An 18,367-nucleotide genomic window follows, 5' to 3' on the forward strand; every position below is an offset into this window, starting at 1 on the left:
CGTTATCGACATCGGCGATGGCGTCCTTATACAACCGAATAATAAGAGAGTGCAGTGCAAAAAATATGCGACTGCCATGCAAATGTGCATGGGATTGGTGAAATTTGCGCCTTTGAATAAATTATCGGCAGCGCCTGCCGAAGTATGTCGCACAATGGTTTGCGGTGTTTTTTGCGACAACAGCCGAGCGCGCAAATAAAAAAGCGCCCCGAGAGGAGCGCTTTCTTCAAGCCTGATGGCTGTATCGATCAGAAACCGACGGCGGTGCGAGCAACGCGGCGGATGTCGGCGCGGCCGATGCCGAGATCGTTGAGTTCGCGGTCCGTCATGCGACCGAGTTCGGATACGGTCTCGCGATACTTGCGCCAGTTGTTGAAAGAGCGTGCGATGTTCATGGTCTGCCTCTTCTTTTCCAAGTGGTCGGCAGCCTTTCTGGCGCCGGCTTCAATCTCATGGCGGCTATATATGTTGCGCCGCGAAGGAGTAACAGCGCCCATTCGGTATGCCACCTATGCACGGAATGCATTCCACAGGTCGCAGTTATGACCAATTGGTTAAAGTCTGGGCAGGGGCCAAGCGGAAATGGGAGGATGATGAGAAAAGATAACGCCCACCGGGGGAGGAGGATCCGGTGGGCGTTACGCGTAACGACTGGCGATTTGGGAGGAGGAGGATCGCCAGTCTTGATCGGAATGCGCTGGGAGGAGGAGGGCGCAATCCGAATTCCGAATACTCGGAAAATCCGAGGGCAGTTTCAATGCGGCGGACTGCCACCCCGCCGTTCGGTTTGCCGATGTTTCGGCCCGCCTCATGCAAAAATCAGGGAAGTAGTCGGTGGTTGTGCAGAGCAAGATCCTCCCGGATGACATGCAGCCGCCGCATGGCAATTCCGTGAGCTTGATGTTAAACTTTAGAAATAAATAAAAAGTTAACGCGAGCATTGCGGGCGGCTATGCAAAACAGGGTTGAAATGCGGTTCTCGCAGGTGCTTCTTTCCTGCCTTTCCGCCGGTGCCAAAAAACCGTCATTTTCCCTTTGCGCTCGCCGAAACGGGTGATATAGAGACGCGCGCTCCGGAAGGCCTCGATGCGAGGGTTTTCGATGCGGTTTGGAGCGCGGGTATGGTGAAATTGGTAGACACGCCAGATTTAGGTTCTGGTGCCGCAAGGCGTGGGAGTTCAAGTCTCTCTACCCGCACCAGAGCCGCCGGGAGCGCAGTTGCGAACGATTTTCGGTTGCGACCGGCGTTCCAGAAGACCGCGACCGGTCACTAGTTCCGGCGTCGTGCTCGATGAAACAACGGCTGTCTGAGCACCGCCGCCACGATATGAAGGTATAGACATGCAGGTTACCGAAACGCTCGCTGAAGGGCTGAAGCGCGAAATCAAGGTCGTTATCCCGAAAAAGGATATGGAAGCGGAGCTCAACGTTCGCCTGGCCGACGCCAAGGACAAGGTCCGCATCAACGGCTTCCGTCCGGGCAAGGTGCCGGTCGCGCATCTGAAGAAGATGTACGGCAAGTCGATCATGGCCGACCTCGTCAACGAGATCGTCCGCGAGCGCCCGACCAAGATCCTCTCGGAGCGCGGCGAGAAGTCCGCCACCCAGCCTTCGATCTCCATGACCGAGGACGAGGCCGAAGCCGAAAAGATCCTGAACGCCCAGGCCGATTTCGAATTCACGCTTTCCTATGAAGTCATCCCGCCGATCGAGCTCAAGTCGACCGACGGCCTCAAGGTCGTACGCGAAGTCGTCGAGATCGGCGATGACGAAGTCAACGAGCAGATCGAGAAGATCGCCGAAAGCGCTCGTACCTTTGAGACCAAGAAGGGCAAGGCCGCCGACGGCGACCGCGTCACCATGAACTATCTCGGCAAGGTCGATGGCGTCGCCTTCGACGGTGGTACCGCCGAAGATGCCGAACTGGTTCTCGGCTCGGGCCGCTTCATCCCCGGCTTCGAAGACCAGCTCGTCGGCGTCAAGGCCGGTGACGAGAAGACCATCACGGTCACCTTCCCGGCAGATTATCCGGCCGCCAACCTGGCCGGCAAGGAGGCTACCTTCGACGTCACCGTCAAGGACGTTGCCGCTCCGGGCGCGATCGAGATCAACGACGAACTCGCCTCCAAGCTCGGCATCGAATCGGTCGATCGTCTGAAGGAGATCGTCCGCGGCCAGATCGAAGGCCAGTACGGCAACATCACCCGCCAGAAGGTCAAGCGTCAGATCCTCGACCAGCTCGACGAGATGTACAAGTTCGACACCCCGCAGGGCCTGGTCGACGCCGAGTTCGAGAACATCTGGCGTCAGATCAACACGGATCTCCAGCAGTCCGGCAAGACCTTCGAGGACGAGGAGACGACCGAGGAAGAGGCGCGCGCGGAATACCGCAAGCTCGCCGAGCGCCGCGTCCGTCTCGGCCTGGTTCTTTCCGAGATCGGCGAAAAGGCCGGCGTGGAAGTGACCGAAGAGGAAATGCAGCGCGCGCTTTATGCGCAGCTCCAGCAGTTCCCGGGCCAGCAGAAGGAAATCCTCGATTTCTTCCGCAACACGCCCGGTGCTTCCGCTTCGCTGCGCGCTCCGATCTTCGAAGAGAAGGTCGTCGATAAGCTGCTTTCCGAAATCAACGTGACCGACAAGACGGTAACGAAGGAAGAGCTGCTCGCCGACGAAGAGGGCGAAGAAGGCGACAAGCCGGCCAAGAAGGCCGCGCCGAAGAAGAAGGCTGCCGCCAAGGCCGAAACCGCCGAAGGCGAGGAAGCTGCTCCGAAGAAGAAGGCCGCGCCGAAGAAGAAGGCCGCTGAGGACAGCGCCGAATAACCTTCGGGTCATTCACCGAACAGGAAAGCCGGGCCGGAAACGTCCCGGCTTTTTTCATGGCCGAAGTTCTCGCGGGGCAGGGTCATATTCTCCCGGATTGTGCATCCGGAAGCGTGGCAGGATTCATATCCGCACGGCGCACGCGCCTGCGGTTTCAAAGAGCGGTCCGGAGAGCCCACACGAATGCGGAACCTCGCAATTGTTTAGTTCAGTGGCTCCGCATTCGCGTGGCCTTCGGCGTTCTCTCGGGGCTTCCGGCCCCTACAGATGATAGCCTCGCCTCGCTGCGTGGCCCTTTCAGGCCACTTGCACGGCTCAACCGAACCTGGCCTGGCGGCCAGGGGGAGGCTTGATAGGGAGGGTTTGCCTTTCGGCCCGTCTCCCATGGCTTTCACCTCCCTCACCTTTCCCGCACGTTACGGTTCCGATGAGGGCGCCGGCCTCCGCCTGCCCGCGAACGTCTCGCGAAACACTCCGGCGACGGAAGCGGGACGATTGTAGGCATGGTTGGAGAGGGCGGGGATGAGAAAGGTGACAAGTGATTGATGCGATTAAGGTGGGGTGGGGTTTCGTCCCCGTAAAACACCTCTGGAGCAGTTCAGGGCTAACCGGCGCTCACCGAAATTCCTTTTTCCCGCCAAGGGGCGGTCACGGCAAGCCATTCGCGTGTCCGCCCCTCCGGATCGGCATGGCGCGTGATATCGGTCACCACCGCCACACTGTCGGCTCCCCGCTCCAACGCCAGCGGCGCGCGCTCTGCCGTGATCCCGCCGATTGCCACGAGCGGCAGACGACCGATATTCGCTTTCCAGGCCGAAATCCGCTCCAATCCCTGTGGAGCCCATTTCATCTGCTTCAGGATGGTCGGCCAGATGGGACCGAGCGCCAGGTAATCCGGTTCGGCGGAAAGCGCCGTCTGGAGCTCCGTCTGGTCGTGCGTCGAAACCCCGAGCCTGAGCCCTGCCCGCCGGATGGCATCGCGATCTGCTTCCGCCAGGTCTTCCTGCCCCAGATGGACGAAATCGCAGCCTTCCTCGATCGCCAAGCGCCAGTAGTCGTTGACGATCAACTGGCAGCCGTGGGCAGCGCAGGTTTCCCTCGCCTGGCGGATCTGCCGCCGAAGCTCGGCGGGCGGACAATCCTTGATCCGCAATTGCACCAGCTTGACGCCCAGCGGGACCAACCGGGCAACCCAATCGGCGCTATCGACGATCAGATAGAAGGGATCAAGCTTCATGCGAACACGCCCTTTCCGACGATCGGGGTCGAAGCCACGGCCATTTCGCGCGGCTCCAGCATTCCGGCCTCGAAGGCTTGCCGGCCTGCCATGGTCGCGCGGGAAAAAGCCTCCGCCATCGCGGGCGGATCTCCTGCTCCGGCAACCGCGGTATTGAGGAGGACCGCGTCATAGCCGAACTCCATCACCATTGTGGCGTGGGAGGGACGGCCGATGCCGGCATCCACGATCAGAGGAACGCCCGGAAAAGCCGCTCTCATCGCCGTCAAGGCTGATAGGGAACGGGGTCCAGCCGCGCTTCCGATCGGCGCGCACCAGGGCATAAGAACTTCACAGCCCGCATCCAGCAGCTTTTCAGCCACGACGAGATCGTCCGTCGTGTAGGGAAAGACCGCGAAACCCTCCTCACAGAGCGTGCGCGCCGCTTCGACGAGCTCGAAGACGTCCGGCTGCAGATTGTCGTGGCGGCCGATGACCTCCAGCTTGACCCAATTGGTGCGAAACACCTCCCGCGCCATTCGGGCTGTCAGGACCGCTTCCTCAACGGTGTGGCAGCCAGCCGTGTTGGGCAAAATGCGCACGCCAAGCGAGCGTATCATCTCGAAAAAGGCGCCACCGGCCTTGCCCCCGGCCATTTCCCTTCGGAGCGAAACGGTGACGACTTCCGTTCCCGACCGGCGCACGGACTCCGCCAGGACGGCTGGAGAAGGATAGCGCGCAGAGCCTAGCAATAGGCGCGACGAGAGTTTGGTTTCATAAAGCGAAAGCACGGATCATCCTCCCTGCATGGGTGAAAGTATTTCAACCCGGTCGCCCGCGCCCAGGATATGGCGCGACCGATCTTCCCTATGGACTAGATCGCCATTGACGGCGGTCGCCAGCCATTCTCCCTCGTATTCGAGTTCATGGAGAAGGTCGGCGAGCGTCGTGCTCCTGCAATCCCGCTGTTCCCCGTTGATGAGCACTCGCATGGTTAAGTTCCTTTCCTGCTGGACGCAATCTTTGTTCGAGCCGATCGGCTGCCTGCCCGGCCATTGCCGGCGCTAGGAGAAAGCCGTGGCGATACATTCCGGCGATCGCTAACCCATCGGGACGTTCGACCACGCGCGGCAGGTTATCCGCAAAGGCGGGGCGAACGCCCGTCCCGGTCTCCATCACCCGCGCTTCGCCGAAAGCCGGGTGCACCGCGTAGGCGGCATTCAGAAGTTCCATGAGGGAGCGCGCGGAGATCGGCCCCTCGTCCTCGGTTTCGATCATGGTCGCGCCGATCATGAACCGGTGATCGCCGCGCGGTACGATATAGACCGGATGGCGTGGATGGAGCAGACGGACAGGCCGAGAGAGCCGGACATCCGGCGTTTCCAGATAGAGCATCTCCCCGCGGACGCCGCGCAGGCCAGGAAGGGTCGCGATTGCCGCCGGCCCCGTGCAATCCAGCACCGCAGAAAACAGCCCTTCCTGCGGCTGCCCCAAGTTCCCGAAATGAAAAGCGACTCCGCGTGCCGTCAGCATCTCATAAAGACCGTTCAGCGCGCGGCGCGGGTCGAGGTGCGCCTCCTCGGCAAAGAACAACCCATGCTGGAAACGACCGGCCAGGGCAGGCTCCAGAGCCGCGATCTCTTCAGCGCTCACCCGGCAGCAGCCGCGCGTGCGGGCCGCGAAGCGATTGAGCTCCGGCAGGTCGCGACCCGAAGCCACGACAAGCGTTCCGTTGCGGACCACCTCGCCCGGAAGAGCCTCTTCCCACCAGCGCGCGGCATCGATGCCGAGCGTCAGCACCGCCTCCTCTGCGGCCTCCCGCTCGCAATAGGGAGCCAGCATGCCTCCGGCATAGTGAGATGCGCCGAGCCCGACCGTCCTCCGCCTCTCCGCCACCTCGACGGCGAAGCCGCGGCGGACAAGCTCGAGGGCCGCCGTCAATCCCGCGACGCCGGCTCCTTTTACAAGCAGGCGCATCCGCCTATTGCTCCACCGGCATGTAGAGATCGCCGCCGTCACGATATTTCGCGGCCATCGCTTCCAGCCCCTCCTTCTGGGCTTCCGCGCGGATATCGTGGGAAATCCGCATGGAGCAGAATTTCGGACCGCACATGGAGCAGAAATGCGCGACCTTGTGCGCTTCCTTCGGCAAGGTCTCGTCGTGATAGGAGCGCGCCGTTTCCGGATCGAGCGACAGGTTGAACTGGTCCTCCCAACGGAACTCGAAACGCGCGCGGGAAAGCGCATCGTCGCGGACCTTCGCCGCCGGATGACCCTTGGCGAGATCGGCCGCATGCGCCGCGATCTTGTAGGTGACGACGCCGACCTTCACGTCGTCGCGGTCCGGCAAGCCCAAATGCTCCTTCGGCGTGACATAGCAAAGCATCGCCGTGCCGAACCAGCCGATCATCGCCGCCCCGATGCCGGAGGTGATATGGTCGTAACCGGGCGCGATGTCGGTCGTTAGCGGCCCGAGCGTATAGAAGGGCGCCTCGCCGCAGACCTTGAGCTGCTTGTCCATGTTCTCCTTGATCTTGTGCATCGGCACATGGCCGGGGCCTTCGATCATCACCTGGCAATCCTTTGCCCAGGCGATCTGCGTCAGCTCGCCAAGCGTTTCCAACTCCGCGAACTGCGCCGCGTCGTTTGCATCCGCGATCGAGCCGGGACGCAGGCCATCGCCGAGCGAGAAGGAGACGTCATAGGCGCGGCAGATATCGCAGATCTCCTCGAAATGCTCGTAGAGGAAGCTCTCCTTGTGGTGATGCAGACACCACTTGGCCATGATCGAGCCGCCGCGTGAGACGATGCCGGTGACGCGATTGACGGTGAGCGGGATATAGGCGAGCCGCACGCCCGCATGGATGGTGAAGTAATCGACGCCCTGTTCGGCCTGCTCGATCAGCGTATCGCGATAGACTTCCCAGGTCAGATCCTCGGCGATGCCGTTCACCTTCTCCAGCGCCTGGTAGAGCGGCACCGTGCCGATCGGAACCGGCGAATTGCGGATGATCCACTCGCGGATATTGTGGATGTTGCGGCCGGTCGAGAGATCCATGACCGTATCCGCACCCCAGCGGATCGCCCACACCATCTTCTCGACCTCTTCCGCCATGGAGGAGGTGACGGCCGAATTGCCGATATTGGCGTTGATCTTGACCAGGAAATTCCGGCCGATGATCATCGGCTCGGTTTCCGGATGGTTGATGTTGGCCGGAATGATGGCGCGGCCGCTCGCGATTTCCTGACGGACGAATTCGGGCGTCACGAAATCCGGAATATGCGCGCCGAAGCTTTCGCCATCTCTTTCCAGAGCTTGCCTTTCGGCTTGACGGCCGAGGTTTTCGCGAATGGCGATGAATTCCATTTCCGGCGTGATGATGCCGGCCCGCGCATAGGCGAGCTGGGTTACGGCTTTGCCTTCCTTCGCCTTGAGCGGCGTATTGCGGACCGGGAATTCCGGCGTCAGCCGCTCGCCGGTGGCAAAGCCGTTGTCTTCCGGCTTAACCAGGCGGCCCTCATAGCTTTCGACATCGGCGCGCGCCTTGATCCAGCTTTCGCGAAGCCGCGGCAGACCGGATTCGATAGCCACTGCATGGGCAGGATCGGTATAGGGGCCGGAAGAATCGTAGACCGTTACCGGCGGTTCGCCCGCCGTCGGATGCAGCGCGATCTCGCGCATGGGAACCCGGATATCCGGATGGATGGTGCCGGGTTTGAAGACTTTCGTAGAAGCTGGAAGCGGGCCGGTGGTGACGACCGGAGTAAGCTTGGGGGTGACGATATTCATGGGCAAGGCTCCAAGGTTTGACGTTTGGAGACCCAGTCCGGTGTTGGAATGATGGAAAAACGCCTTGAGCCGAGTGGCCGGAATCCCGCCATGGGCGCATTCAGCGTTCGCACCGTCCCTACGCCAGTATGAACTGGATCAGGTTCAACGGGTCACTGCGCGCTCTAGCAGTATCTCAGCCCCTTGCCGGGACCCCCCTGGTGAATGGTGCACATCAAAAACCCGACCACGGCACTTGTCAAGCGCAAGCGAAAGAATCGGATTCTATCGAATCCCGCAGCCTCGGCTTCACCATCTTCCTTAGCCGATTATTACGCTTTCCCGCTTAAACATGGCGGTCAGCGATGAGCGCAGCAAAACTCTCGGGGATTTCATGATGAACCAGACTATTCGCGAACTGCTGGGACGGCTGGGCGGCCTTCCGGTAGCCGTTACCGAACTGGAAGACAGCGCCGATCTTTATGCCGCCGGCCTTTCCTCCTTCGCCTCCGTGCAGCTCATGCTCGGCATCGAGGAAGCCTTCGACATCGAATTTCCCGACAATCTCCTGAACCGCAAGTCCTTCACCAGCATTGCGGCGATCGAAGAGACAGTCTCGATGATCCTGAAAGCCCGCGAGGTCGCCTGATGACGTCCGCCGCCGTCGCCACTGACATGAGCCTCGGCGGCAGGGCGCATCGCGTCGCTGCCATCGCGGCCGAATTCGCAGACCGGGTCGATGTGGAAGGGCGTTTTCCGCACGAGGCGGTCGACGCGATGAAGGCCGAACGGCTGCTCGGCATCCAGGTTCCCTTCGCCCATGGCGGTGAAGGTGCCACCATGATCGAAATCGCCGAGGTCTGTTCCATTCTGGGCCAGGCCTGCGCCGCAAGCGCCATGGTTTTCGCCATGCACCAGATCAAGCTCTGCAGCCTCGTCGAGCATGGCGGGGAAAGCGCCTGGCACGTAGATTTCATGCGCGAACTCGCCGGCCGGCAGCTCCTGATCGCCTCGGCGACGACTGAGGGCGGCATCGGCGGCAATCTGCGCAATTCCATCTGCGCGATCGAGATCGACGGCGACACCTGCCGGCTCGAAAAAGACGCGACCGTCATCTCCTATGGCGCCCATGCGGATGCGATCATGATCACCTCGCGCGCTCACAAGGATGCCGCGCCGAGCGACCAGGTGATGACTGTTTTCAGAAAAGGTCAGTACACGCTTCAAAAGACCGTCGACTGGGACACGCTCGGCATGCGCGGCACCTGTTCAGACGGCTTCCTCTTCAAGGGCGAAGCTCCGGCGGTACAGATGTTCCCGAAGCCTTTCGCCGAGATCGCCGCGCAGAGCATGCTCGCAAGCTCCCACCTTCTCTGGAGCGCGGTGTGGTACGGGATTGCCGCCGACGCGGTCGCCCGGGCGCAATCCTTCGTGCGCGCCGCCGCCCGCAAGGCGAACGGCCAGACGCCTCCCGGTGCGCTTCGGCTCGCCGAAGCCTCGAACCTGCTGCAGCTCCTGAAATCCAACCTGCTTTCGGGCCTGAAAGCCTACGCCGATGCCAAGGCTGATCCGGACCGGCTTTCCTCCATGGGTTTCGCGATCGCCATGAACAACGTGAAGCTCGCCTCGTCGGAGATGATCCTGACCATCATCAACCAGGCGATGATGATCTGCGGCATCATGGGCTACAAGAACGGCACGCCCTATAGCCTCGGCCGGCATCTGCGTGACGCCCATTCGGCGCAGTTGATGATCTCCAACGACCGCATTCTCGGCAATACGTCGACCATGCTGCTGGTACAGAAACCGGACACCAGCCTCATAGGCTGACGCCCATCCTGCGCACCCAATAACGAGATGAAACCATGGATATGCAAGTTTCCTTTCTCGACCGTCTCTTCGAAGCCGGGCTGCTGATCGATACCGGTGTCGATGGTCTCTATGGCCGCAGCGGCGAATTCGAAGAGGTGATCGCCGCCTTCGAACGGCTGATCGACAAGATCGGCGGTGGCGATGGAGCCGAAGCGATGCGCTTTCCGCCGGGCATGAACCGCGCCTATTTCGAGACCAGCGGCTATATGAAGAGCTTTCCGCAGCTCGCCGGCACGGTGCATTCATTCTGCGGCAACGAACTCGACCACATGGGCCTGTTGAAGTGCATGGAAGTGGGCGAGGACTGGACCGAGGGGCAGGAGGCGACCGATATCGTGCTGACGCCGGCTGCCTGCTACCCCCTCTATCCGACGGTGGCGAGACGCGGCAGACTGCCTGCCGCCGGCGGGCTCTTCGACCTGCAGAGCTATTGCTTCCGCCACGAGCCCTCCAAGGACCCGGCCCGCCAGCAGCTTTTCCGCATGCGGGAATATGTCTGCATGGGCACCGAGGCCCAGGTGACGGATTTCCGCCAGCGCTGGATGGACCGCGGCGTCGAGATGATGAAATCGATAGGGCTCGAGGTGACGATCGACATTGCCAACGACCCGTTCTTCGGCCGCGCCGGCAAGATGCTCGCCAACAACCAGCGCGACCAGAACCTGAAATTCGAGCTATTGATCCCGATTACCTCCACCGCCAAGCCCACCGCCTGCATGAGCTTCAACTATCATCAGGATGCCTTCGGCACGAAATGGGGCCTCTATCTGGAAGACGGCTCGACCGCCCATACCGCCTGTGTCGGCTTCGGACTGGAGCGCATCGCGCTCGCGCTCTTCCACACCCATGGCCTCAAGACGAAAGAGTGGCCGGAAGACGTCCGCGCCGCGCTGTGGGGTTAAGCCGATGACCACGGTTTTCCCGGGGCTCGATCCGTCAAACTATCGGCCGCACGGGCTGCATTCGACCGAGCGCATATGGCCGGAAACCAATTGCTATGTCGATCTGTGGATCGAAGTGCTTTCGGTCCAGAAACTGCCGCCGGAAGCCATGCTCGGCTTTACCGTGGCACAGGATTTCGAGGGCGATCAGGCCACCTTCTTCAAGGTGCCCTTGGAGGATCTCGAAACGCTGTTCGGCATCCGCGTGACCGAGCTCGCGATCTTCGACCGGCCGGAAGGCCATGTCCTGGAACAGATCGCCCGCGGCCGGCTCTGTCTCATGGAGCTGGACAGCTTCCACCTGCCCGACACGCGCGGCCTTACTTACCGCCAGGAGCACGGCAAGACCACCGTGGCAATCAATCGGCTCGATCTCGAAGGGCGCGAACTCGACTATTTCCATAATGCCGGCTTCTTTCAGCTTTCCGGAGAGGATTTCGACGGTCTCTTCCAAATGAATGCCGGCCCGGACGCGCTGCCCTTCCTGCCCTATACGGAGTTTGCGAAATTCCCAGCAATCTATCCCGAAGAGGCGACGATCCGCGAGACGGCCTGGCGGCTTCTGCGCCACCATTTCGCACGCCGCCCGGCGGAAAACCCGATCCGCGCCTTTGCCGAGGTTTTTCCGGACCAGGTGGAGCGCGTGGCGGAACGCGATTTCGGCTTCTTCCACAAATACGCCTTCAACACGTTGCGCCAGTTCGGCGCCAATTTCGAGCTTCTGGCAAGCCACCTCACCTGGCTGAACCCAAAAGCCTTCGCGACCGCCGAGGAGCGGGCCTTGCGGATCGCCGAGATTGCCAAATCCACGCAGTTCCAGCTCGCCCGCGCGGTCACGCGCCGGAAATTCGAACCGCTCGCCACCGCGCTCGATCCGGCAGCCGAAGCCTGGGACAGTCTGATGGCCGAGATGGCGCTAGCGCTTGACGGTACCCGCGAGGCGGCGTGAGCGGATTTTCACCGATCGATGCCGAAACCAGCCTTCTCCACGAGGGCTGGTCGCTCGTGCTGACCGCGCCCGGCGCATTTTCCGGGCCGGCCGAGCTTCCCGCAACGCTCGATGCCATTCCGGCCATCGTACCGGGCACAGTTGCCGCCGCATTGGACGCGATCGGCCGGTTTGATCGTAACCGACCGGAGCCGCTGACGGGGAAGGACGCCTGGTATCGCCTCCGGTTGCCGCATGGGGCGGTGGGACCGGCCATCCTGCATTTCGAGGGACTGGCCACGGTGGCGGAGGCCTTTCTCGACGGAAAACTAATCCTCTCCTCGGAAAGCATGTTCGAGGCGCATGACGTCCCGGTTGTGCTGGCGGGCGGAGAAGAACTGGCCGTTTGCTTTCGAGCACTCGGCCCGCACCTCGAACGCACCGGTCCTCGCGCCCGCTGGCGCCCACGGCTCATGAATGCGCAGGGGCTGCGGCTCATCCGCACCACGGCACTCGGCTTCATGCCCGGCTGGTGCCCGGAAATACATGCCGTTGGTCCATGGCGGCCAGTCAAGCTGATCCGGAAGCAGGCTTTTACCTCCTCTCCCATCGTTTCTGCAAAGCTTGCAGAAGACGGGACGGGCATACTCAAGGTCAGCTTTGTCTATGAAGGCTCAGTCAGGGACTTTCGTCTGGCTTGCGACGGCCGCGAAACGCATTTTACGGCAACCGAGGGAAGATATTCCGCCGAGCTGCACATTCCCGATATCAAACCTTGGTGGCCGCATACCCATGGCGAACCGAACCTCTATGACGTGATGCTGCGGGTCGACGGCGCCGATCGCCTTCTCTGCCGCACCGGCTTTCGCCGTATCGAGGTCGATCGCGGCAAAGACGATCAGAGCTTCGGCCTGATCCTCAATGGCGAGAAGATATTCTGCCGCGGCTCGGTCTGGACGGCCGCCGATATCGTCCGTCTTCCCGGTGACCGCAAGAGCTACGAGCCCTGGCTGCGGCTGGCAAAGGAAGCCGGCATGAACATGATCCGCATTCCCGGAATAGCGGCCTATGAAACGCCGGATTTCTTCGCGCTCTGCGATGAACTTGGATTGATGGTCTGGCAGGACTTCATGTTCGCCAATTTCGATTATCCGGCGGGCGATCCGGATTTCGTGATTCACGTGAAAACCGAAGCCGAGCAGTTTCTTGCCGCCACGCAAGCGTCTCCATCGCTTGCCGTGCTCTGCGGCGGCAGCGAGATCCATCAGCAGGGAGCGATGCTCGGCCTGCCGGAACGCATCTGGAAAGGACCGCTCTGTGAGGAAATTCTGGCCGGCATCGCGGCTGAGAAGCGGCCGGATGTCCCCTATGTGCCGAATTCTCCTTATGGCGGCGCTCTGCCCTTCTATCCGAACGCGGGAATCGCTCACTATTACGGCGTTGGCGCCTACAAGCGCCCGCTGGAAGATGCCCGCCGCGCAAACATCCGTTTCGCGGCAGAATGCCTTGCCTTCTCCAATCTCTCGGCCACGGAGACGCTCGCAGGTGGGAAGGAAGGAATTCCGCGTGATTCGGGCGCCGATTGGGATTTCGAGGATGTGCGGGACCATTATCTCGGCCTTCTATACGGCGTGGACCCGCAAAAGCTTCGGGAGAATGATTTCGAACGCTATCTTGCCCTTTCCCGCGTCGTGACGGGCGAAGTGATGGAAACAGCTTTTGCCGAATGGCGGCGGCCGGGCTCAACCTGCAACGGCGCGCTGACATTCACGCTTCAGGACGTGATGCCTGGACCCGGATGGGGCGTGGTCGATGTCGGCGGCCGGCCGAAGCCCGCCTGGTACGCCCTCAAACGTGCCTTCCGGCCGATTCAGCTCATCCTCGCGGACGAAGGAACGAACGGCCTGGACCTGCATCTCATCAACGAAACCGCATTTTCCCTGTCAGCCATTCTGGAAATCTCGTGTTTGCGCGAAGGAAAGATGCCTGTGGTTTCCGCCCGGCGCGAATTGGCTGTTGATCCGCGAAACAGCCGCACATTCGCCGCCACCGATCTTTTCGGCGCCTTCTTCGACACCAACTATGCCTATCGTTTCGGCCCGCCTTCTCATGACCTGACGGTCTCGCGGCTGAAACATGCGGAAACCGGCGAGGTGATCGCCGAGGCCTTCCACTTTCCGCTCGGCAGGGCAGAAGCCTTCCACGATGCCGTCATTGAAACCACGCTGACGGAGGATGAAGAGGGCTACCGGCTGGAACTTTCGACGAATTGCCTGGCACAATCCGTGGCGATCGAAGCGCCGGGCTTCCGCGCCGCTGACAATTGGTTTCACCTCGCGCCGGGCGAGACAAGGCGGGTGAGGCTGACTGCCCTCGAGGGAACCGCGCCGGGCCGGCCATCCGGCACCGTTCGGGCGCTAGGCGGCGAGAGGGCCGTCCCGTTCTGATGTTTCATCCTCCGGGCGACGGCTGCGTGTGACACGCAATGCCATCTCCTCGACAGCTTTGAGATAGGCTGCCCGCGCGTGCTCCGGCGTCAGATTATGATCCGCATTCGGAATGATGGTGGAGGTGACGTCCGGGAACCGCGCAAAGCCGCTTCCGTCATGGCCGAAATAGAAATCATGCTGCTCCAGGCCGAGATCGTTTTCGCTGTAGATCAGTGCGACCGGCACACCCCGCTGCCGCAACGTCCGGAACATGGCATAGATAGCCTGTCCTTCCGGCAGAATGCCGCGGAATGCATGAAGCAGCCTGTTTGCTATCCTGCCGCTGACGCCTTTCAGGATATTCACGCCGGCGCGCCGGATATCGATCTCGCCGCGCAGCAGACGGCGGAAAGTCTCCGTCCGCAGAACCCGCTGCCCATAGTCCTCCAGCCGCCGTGTGCCCTTGACGATCGCCTCTTCCACGGAGCGGCCGGGCCGCCAGCGGAAGACTGCGGGATTGACGGACACCACGCCGACGATACGGGCATCCGTGAGCGCCGCCTGAAGACCGAGATAGGCGCCGCTGCAGCGGCCGGCCGCGACCACCGGGCCGAGACCGCGGCTTTCCAGATAGTCGATCGCTTCCGAGACATCGGCATTCTGGCATGAATTATAGAGAACCTGCTCCGCCAGGCCCGGCACGGGCGGGCTGTCGCCGGCATTGGCCGTATCGAAGCGCAGAGAGGCAATGCCGGAGCGCGCAAGCGCGCGGGCCATCATCACCGTCGTTCGGCCCCAGCCGGCATGCCGGTCATAGGCGGAGGTGAGAAAGAGCACCGTCGCTCCCATGCGGGGTTGCAGCGGTTCGCAGACCACCCCGGAAAGCCGATCGCCCTTTCCAAGGCGGACAGGAAGCTCGCGAAACCCGTCTCCGGTGAGCGGCTTGGCCGAGGCCATCGGCGGACTGACTGGGCTTTGCCCCGTTGTCGACGGCAGCGATGCGACCCAATCGACAAGGCGATCCGCGGCCCGAAGCGGCAGTTTGGAGATCGCCGGATTGGAGACGAGTTGGTCATATCCCTCGAACACCTGCTCCGTCACCTCGATGCCGAGCGATTGCAGCCGGGCGGCGAATTCCCTGTCGGCGGGCCGATCAACCCTGCCCACCACGAGAGCAAGTGGCGCAGGGGAATTATCGAGTGCCGTCAGATTGATCTTGCGCACCTCCTCCGCCACTCCGGAAGGCATAGTGAACGAAGCGATGGACACCCGATCACTGACGCGCTGCTCCTGCGAAAGTCCGAGATTTTCATCGACGACCCTCGACCAGACGGCAAGCTCGCGCAGGTGTTGCCGCCCTGAAACGACGGGAGCCAGAAAGGCAATCGCTGCCAATCCCGGCAGGTCCGCCGCAGCCCTGGCAGTGATGACGGCGCCAAGCCCTTGGGAAATGACGACGATATTCTCGCAGCCGGAAAGTGCTTTCAACTGATCGCCCCCCGCAATGAGGCTATCCGACCAGACCGAAAGCCCGCTTTCGAAATCCACCTCGTCCAGCGCGTCCCCGGTGCCGGGATAGTCGAAGCGCAGGCTGGCGATACCATGATCGGCGAGCTTTTCGGAAATGATGCGCCAGAACTTGCGGGTACACATCTCCTCCAGGCCCCATGGACTGGCAAAAAGCACGGCAAAAGAGGAGGGATCGGCGCCGGGGCGGAGGCTGGAGAAAAGGCCGACCGTCCCGTCGAACGTGACCGGCTCGGCAGCTGGCCGAAAGATAGCCGAGGGAATGGAAGTGTTCCGGACGTCCGCCATGATGTCGCCGAAAGATCAGAAGAGATCGCCGACGAATACGCCAATCTCGCTGCCAAAGCCTTAAGGCGCCCGCAATAATTTGCGGTTTCCACCTAGAGTGTGCCGGAATCGCTGCTGCCACGTCCGGCGTAAGGGCAGGCGCGACGGGGATGCGCACGTGAAGGGCGCAACGGGAACGGAATTTTCGGCGCCCTTCCCTAAGCTCAGACCGACGAGGAGAGATTGAGGCGCCGGATATTCCCTGGCGCCTCGTTCATGTATACATCATGCGGCCGGAAAAAGTGGCGAGGGAAATGATGACGAAGATGAATTACGTTCTGACCGTAACCTGCAAGTCCACCAGGGGCATTGTGGCCGCGATCTCCGGATACCTTACGGAGAAGGGTTGCAACATCATCGATAGTTCGCAGTTCGACGATCTGGACACCGGCAAATTCTTCATGCGCGTCTCCTTCATTTCCGAGGAGGGCGTCAGCCGCCCCGCCCTGATCGAGGGCTTTGAGCCCGTCGCGAAGAAATTCGGCATGGAATGGGACATCCATGACGCGGCCGAGCGCATGAAGGTGCTGCTGATGGTCTCGCGCTTCGGCCACTGCCTCAACGACCTGCTCTATCGCTGGAAGATCGGCGCCCTGCCGATCGAGATCGTCGGCGTCGTCTCCAACCATTTCGATTATCAGAAGGTCGTCGTCAACCACGACATTCCCTTCCACCATGTCAAGGTGACGAAGGAAAACAAACCGCAGGCCGAAGCCCAGCTCCTGGATCTGGTCGAACAGACGGGCACGGAACTCATCGTGCTCGCCCGCTACATGCAGGTGCTTTCCGACCAGCTCTGCGCGAAAATGTCGGGCCGGATCATCAATATCCACCATTCCTTCCTGCCGAGCTTCAAGGGCGCGAACCCTTACAAGCAGGCCTATCAGCGAGGCGTGAAGTTGATCGGCGCCACGGCGCACTACGTCACGGCCGATCTGGACGAAGGCCCGATCATCGAGCAGGACACGGTGCGCATCACCCATGCGCAGTCGCCCGATGACTATGTTTCGCTCGGCCGCGACGTGGAGGCCCAGGTACTCGCCCGCGCCATCCATGCGCATATACACCATCGCACCTTCATCAACGGCAACCGCACCGTCGTCTTCCCGCCGAGCCCTGGAAGCTACGCCTCCGAACGCATGGGCTGATAGACCGCTTAGGGCTATGGACGCGCGGTTGCGGCGCGCTATCCTCTCCGGGAACATTTGTTTCCGGAGCGGTGCATGTCCGATGCCTTTCCTGTCGATGGCGAAACTGACGGCCGAACCATATCGGCCGAAGAGGTGGAGGCTGTGCTCAGGGACCACTATGGGCTTTCCGGCACGATAAACTCGATCGCCGGAAGACGGCATCCCTATTTCCTGATCGACAACGGCCATATGCGCTATCTCCTGAAGGCAGCGCCCGCCGACGATCCTGAACAGGATGTCGAAGGAGAACATGCGCTGATGCGGCATGTCGCCCGCAGTCCGGATGGACCGCGAGTGCCGGAGCCGGTCGCCGCACGGGAAAATGGGGATGTGGTTCGGCTTTCCCTTGCCGATAAGGAATATCGGGTACGCCTCCTCACCTTTCTCGACGGCGCGCCTCCGCCCCTCGAAGGCCCCTTCTCCGAGGAGGCCATCGCCGCCTTCGGCACGCTCTCGGCGGCGCTGACCAAGAGCCTCGAAGGCTTCGAACATCCCGTGCTCGACCGCGTGCCGGAACTCGATCTGCGGCGCGCCGGACCGTTGGTGGTCGAGCTTCTGTCCACCGTCGAGGACCATTCGGCGCGCGACATGATTGCCAAGGCCATGGTCACATCCCTCAGGCGCGTTCAGCCGCTCGGAGCGAAACTGCGCGTCCAGCCTTCCCATCAGAGCCTCACCGGCCTGTCGGTGGTGGGAGATACAAGGGAAGGGGATTGGCGCCCCGATGGATTGACGGATTTCACCGGCATTGACCGCGGCTGGCTCGTGGCGGGTCTTGCCGCGAGCTGCGCTTTCCTGCTTCAGCGCAATGGCGGCAATCCCTTCTCCATCCTGCCGGCGGCGCGCGCCTATCATGCGCTTTATCCGCTGACGGAGGCGGAATTGGAGGCCCTGTGGCCCCTGGTGGTCATCCGCATCGCCCTGATGGCCGCGACTGCGGAGCACAGGCACGCGGCCGATCCGGAAAGCTACGAGGCGGCGGCAGAGGCAGAGGAAAGGCGGAGCCTTCTCGCGAAAGTCGCGGAAGCCTCGCCCGCCCTGATGAGCGCGGCCATCCTCGATGCCTGCGGCATAGCCAAGACCATGCCGGTTATCGGGCGGCTGCTGCCGGAAATCGATCCCGACCGCATACGGCTGGTCGATCTCGGCATGACCAGCGCACATTTCCGGCAAGGAAACTGGGCCGAGCCGGACATCGACTGGAAACTGCTTGCGCATGTCGCGTGGGAAACCGGCATGGGCAGCACCCGCTACGGCGAATTCCGGCTGTCTCGCACAAAGACGAATACCCGCAGCCGGCCGGAAAACTTCGCGCTGCATATCGATGTGTGCGTTCCTGCCGGGACAG

The 18,367-nt window shown here is 61.8% G+C and carries 15 protein-coding genes, 1 tRNA gene and 1 riboswitch; of the genes, 9 read left to right on the forward strand and 7 right to left on the reverse strand.

Going from position 1 to position 18,367, the window contains the following annotated elements:
• Positions 1-248: 248 nt before the first annotated feature.
• Positions 249-395: a DUF1127 domain-containing protein gene (locus ACE04I_RS25470; RefSeq protein WP_082118527.1), complete on the reverse strand. Its 147-nt coding sequence runs from the start codon at positions 393-395 to the stop codon at positions 249-251.
• A gap of 720 nt (positions 396-1,115) precedes the next feature.
• On the opposite strand from ACE04I_RS25470, the gene ACE04I_RS25475 reads away from it, so the two are divergent.
• Positions 1,116-1,200: transfer RNA gene (locus tag ACE04I_RS25475), tRNA-Leu, on the forward strand.
• Positions 1,201-1,341: 141 nt separating this feature from the next.
• On the forward strand, positions 1,342-2,820 hold the full coding sequence (gene tig, locus ACE04I_RS25480; protein WP_046797197.1) for a trigger factor: 1,479 nt from the start codon (positions 1,342-1,344) through the stop codon (positions 2,818-2,820).
• A 604-nt stretch (positions 2,821-3,424) separates the two neighbouring features.
• Here tig and ACE04I_RS25485 read toward each other — a convergent pair.
• The 5 genes from ACE04I_RS25485 to thiC are packed head-to-tail and all read right to left on the reverse strand — an operon-like array spanning position 3,425 to position 7,826.
• Positions 3,425-4,057: a thiamine phosphate synthase gene (locus ACE04I_RS25485; protein ID WP_487207741.1), complete on the reverse strand. Its 633-nt coding sequence runs from the start codon at positions 4,055-4,057 to the stop codon at positions 3,425-3,427.
• Positions 4,054-4,827 carry a thiazole synthase gene (locus ACE04I_RS25490; RefSeq protein WP_046796810.1) on the reverse strand — a complete coding sequence of 258 codons (774 nt, stop codon included), beginning with the start codon at positions 4,825-4,827 and terminating at the stop codon, positions 4,054-4,056. Before ACE04I_RS25490 ends, ACE04I_RS25485 begins: the two co-directional genes overlap by 4 nt.
• Positions 4,828-4,830: 3 nt before the next feature.
• Complete coding sequence (thiS, locus tag ACE04I_RS25495; protein ID WP_487207742.1) at positions 4,831-5,028, reverse strand: sulfur carrier protein ThiS; 198 nt, start codon at positions 5,026-5,028, stop codon at positions 4,831-4,833.
• Positions 4,961-6,013: a glycine oxidase ThiO gene (gene thiO, locus ACE04I_RS25500; protein ID WP_487207743.1), complete on the reverse strand. Its 1,053-nt coding sequence runs from the start codon at positions 6,011-6,013 to the stop codon at positions 4,961-4,963. Before thiO ends, thiS begins: the two co-directional genes overlap by 68 nt.
• A 4-nt stretch (positions 6,014-6,017) precedes the next feature.
• On the reverse strand, positions 6,018-7,826 hold the full coding sequence (gene thiC / locus ACE04I_RS25505; RefSeq protein WP_487207744.1) for a phosphomethylpyrimidine synthase ThiC: 1,809 nt from the start codon (positions 7,824-7,826) through the stop codon (positions 6,018-6,020).
• A gap of 97 nt (positions 7,827-7,923) precedes the next feature.
• A riboswitch (TPP riboswitch) is annotated at positions 7,924-8,035 on the reverse strand.
• A gap of 167 nt (positions 8,036-8,202) precedes the next feature.
• Here thiC and ACE04I_RS25510 point away from each other — a divergent pair.
• From ACE04I_RS25510 to ACE04I_RS25530, 5 genes are read left to right on the forward strand one after another with little or no spacing between them, the layout of a single operon-like run.
• Positions 8,203-8,454 (forward strand): acyl carrier protein, encoded by a 252-nt coding sequence (locus ACE04I_RS25510; protein ID WP_487207752.1) that lies wholly within the window; start codon positions 8,203-8,205, stop codon positions 8,452-8,454.
• A complete protein-coding gene (locus ACE04I_RS25515; RefSeq protein ID WP_487207745.1) occupies positions 8,454-9,635 on the forward strand; it encodes an acyl-CoA dehydrogenase family protein in 1,182 nt (393 codons plus the stop codon). The genes ACE04I_RS25510 and ACE04I_RS25515 overlap by 1 nt, the downstream gene beginning before the upstream one ends.
• A 35-nt stretch (positions 9,636-9,670) precedes the next feature.
• Positions 9,671-10,579 carry an amino acid--[acyl-carrier-protein] ligase gene (locus ACE04I_RS25520; protein ID WP_487207746.1) on the forward strand — a complete coding sequence of 303 codons (909 nt, stop codon included), beginning with the start codon at positions 9,671-9,673 and terminating at the stop codon, positions 10,577-10,579.
• 4 nt (positions 10,580-10,583) lie between these two features.
• Complete coding sequence (locus ACE04I_RS25525; RefSeq protein WP_487207747.1) at positions 10,584-11,567, forward strand: DUF1839 family protein; 984 nt, start codon at positions 10,584-10,586, stop codon at positions 11,565-11,567.
• Complete coding sequence (locus ACE04I_RS25530; protein WP_487207748.1) at positions 11,564-13,993, forward strand: beta-mannosidase; 2,430 nt, start codon at positions 11,564-11,566, stop codon at positions 13,991-13,993. Before ACE04I_RS25525 ends, ACE04I_RS25530 begins: the two co-directional genes overlap by 4 nt.
• Here the strand turns inward: ACE04I_RS25530 and ACE04I_RS25535 are convergent.
• Positions 13,964-15,790, reverse strand: a complete 1,827-nt coding sequence (locus ACE04I_RS25535) for an alpha/beta fold hydrolase (RefSeq protein ID WP_487207749.1) — start codon at positions 15,788-15,790, stop codon at positions 13,964-13,966. The genes ACE04I_RS25530 and ACE04I_RS25535 overlap by 30 nt on opposite strands.
• Positions 15,791-16,086: 296 nt before the next feature.
• Here ACE04I_RS25535 and purU point away from each other — a divergent pair, with 296 nt between their 5' ends.
• Positions 16,087-16,977 (forward strand): formyltetrahydrofolate deformylase, encoded by an 891-nt coding sequence (purU, locus tag ACE04I_RS25540; protein ID WP_487207753.1) that lies wholly within the window; start codon positions 16,087-16,089, stop codon positions 16,975-16,977.
• Positions 16,978-17,052: 75 nt separating this feature from the next.
• On the forward strand, positions 17,053-18,367 hold a 1,315-nt coding region (locus tag ACE04I_RS25545), incomplete at its 3' end, for a phosphotransferase (RefSeq protein WP_487207750.1).

The organism is Rhizobium moroccans (assembly GCF_057559155.1).

What these genes read in the sequence shown, in the direction of transcription:
- ACE04I_RS25470 (WP_082118527.1), bottom strand. Translation starts at nt 395, where the DNA reads ATGAACATCGCACGCTCTTTCAACAACTGGCGCAAGTATCGCGAGACC.
- tig (WP_046797197.1), top strand. Translation starts at nt 1,342, where the DNA reads ATGCAGGTTACCGAAACGCTCGCTGAAGGGCTGAAGCGCGAAATCAAG.
- ACE04I_RS25485 (WP_487207741.1), bottom strand. Translation starts at nt 4,057, where the DNA reads ATGAAGCTTGATCCCTTCTATCTGATCGTCGATAGCGCCGATTGGGTT.
- thiS (WP_487207742.1), bottom strand. Translation starts at nt 5,028, where the DNA reads ATGCGAGTGCTCATCAACGGGGAACAGCGGGATTGCAGGAGCACGACG.
- thiO (WP_487207743.1), bottom strand. Translation starts at nt 6,013, where the DNA reads ATGCGCCTGCTTGTAAAAGGAGCCGGCGTCGCGGGATTGACGGCGGCC.
- thiC (WP_487207744.1), bottom strand. Translation starts at nt 7,826, where the DNA reads ATGAATATCGTCACCCCCAAGCTTACTCCGGTCGTCACCACCGGCCCG.
- ACE04I_RS25510 (WP_487207752.1), top strand. Translation starts at nt 8,203, where the DNA reads ATGAACCAGACTATTCGCGAACTGCTGGGACGGCTGGGCGGCCTTCCG.
- ACE04I_RS25515 (WP_487207745.1), top strand. Translation starts at nt 8,454, where the DNA reads ATGACGTCCGCCGCCGTCGCCACTGACATGAGCCTCGGCGGCAGGGCG.
- ACE04I_RS25520 (WP_487207746.1), top strand. Translation starts at nt 9,671, where the DNA reads ATGGATATGCAAGTTTCCTTTCTCGACCGTCTCTTCGAAGCCGGGCTG.
- ACE04I_RS25525 (WP_487207747.1), top strand. Translation starts at nt 10,584, where the DNA reads ATGACCACGGTTTTCCCGGGGCTCGATCCGTCAAACTATCGGCCGCAC.
- ACE04I_RS25535 (WP_487207749.1), bottom strand. Translation starts at nt 15,790, where the DNA reads ATGGCGGACGTCCGGAACACTTCCATTCCCTCGGCTATCTTTCGGCCA.
- purU (WP_487207753.1), top strand. Translation starts at nt 16,087, where the DNA reads ATGACGAAGATGAATTACGTTCTGACCGTAACCTGCAAGTCCACCAGG.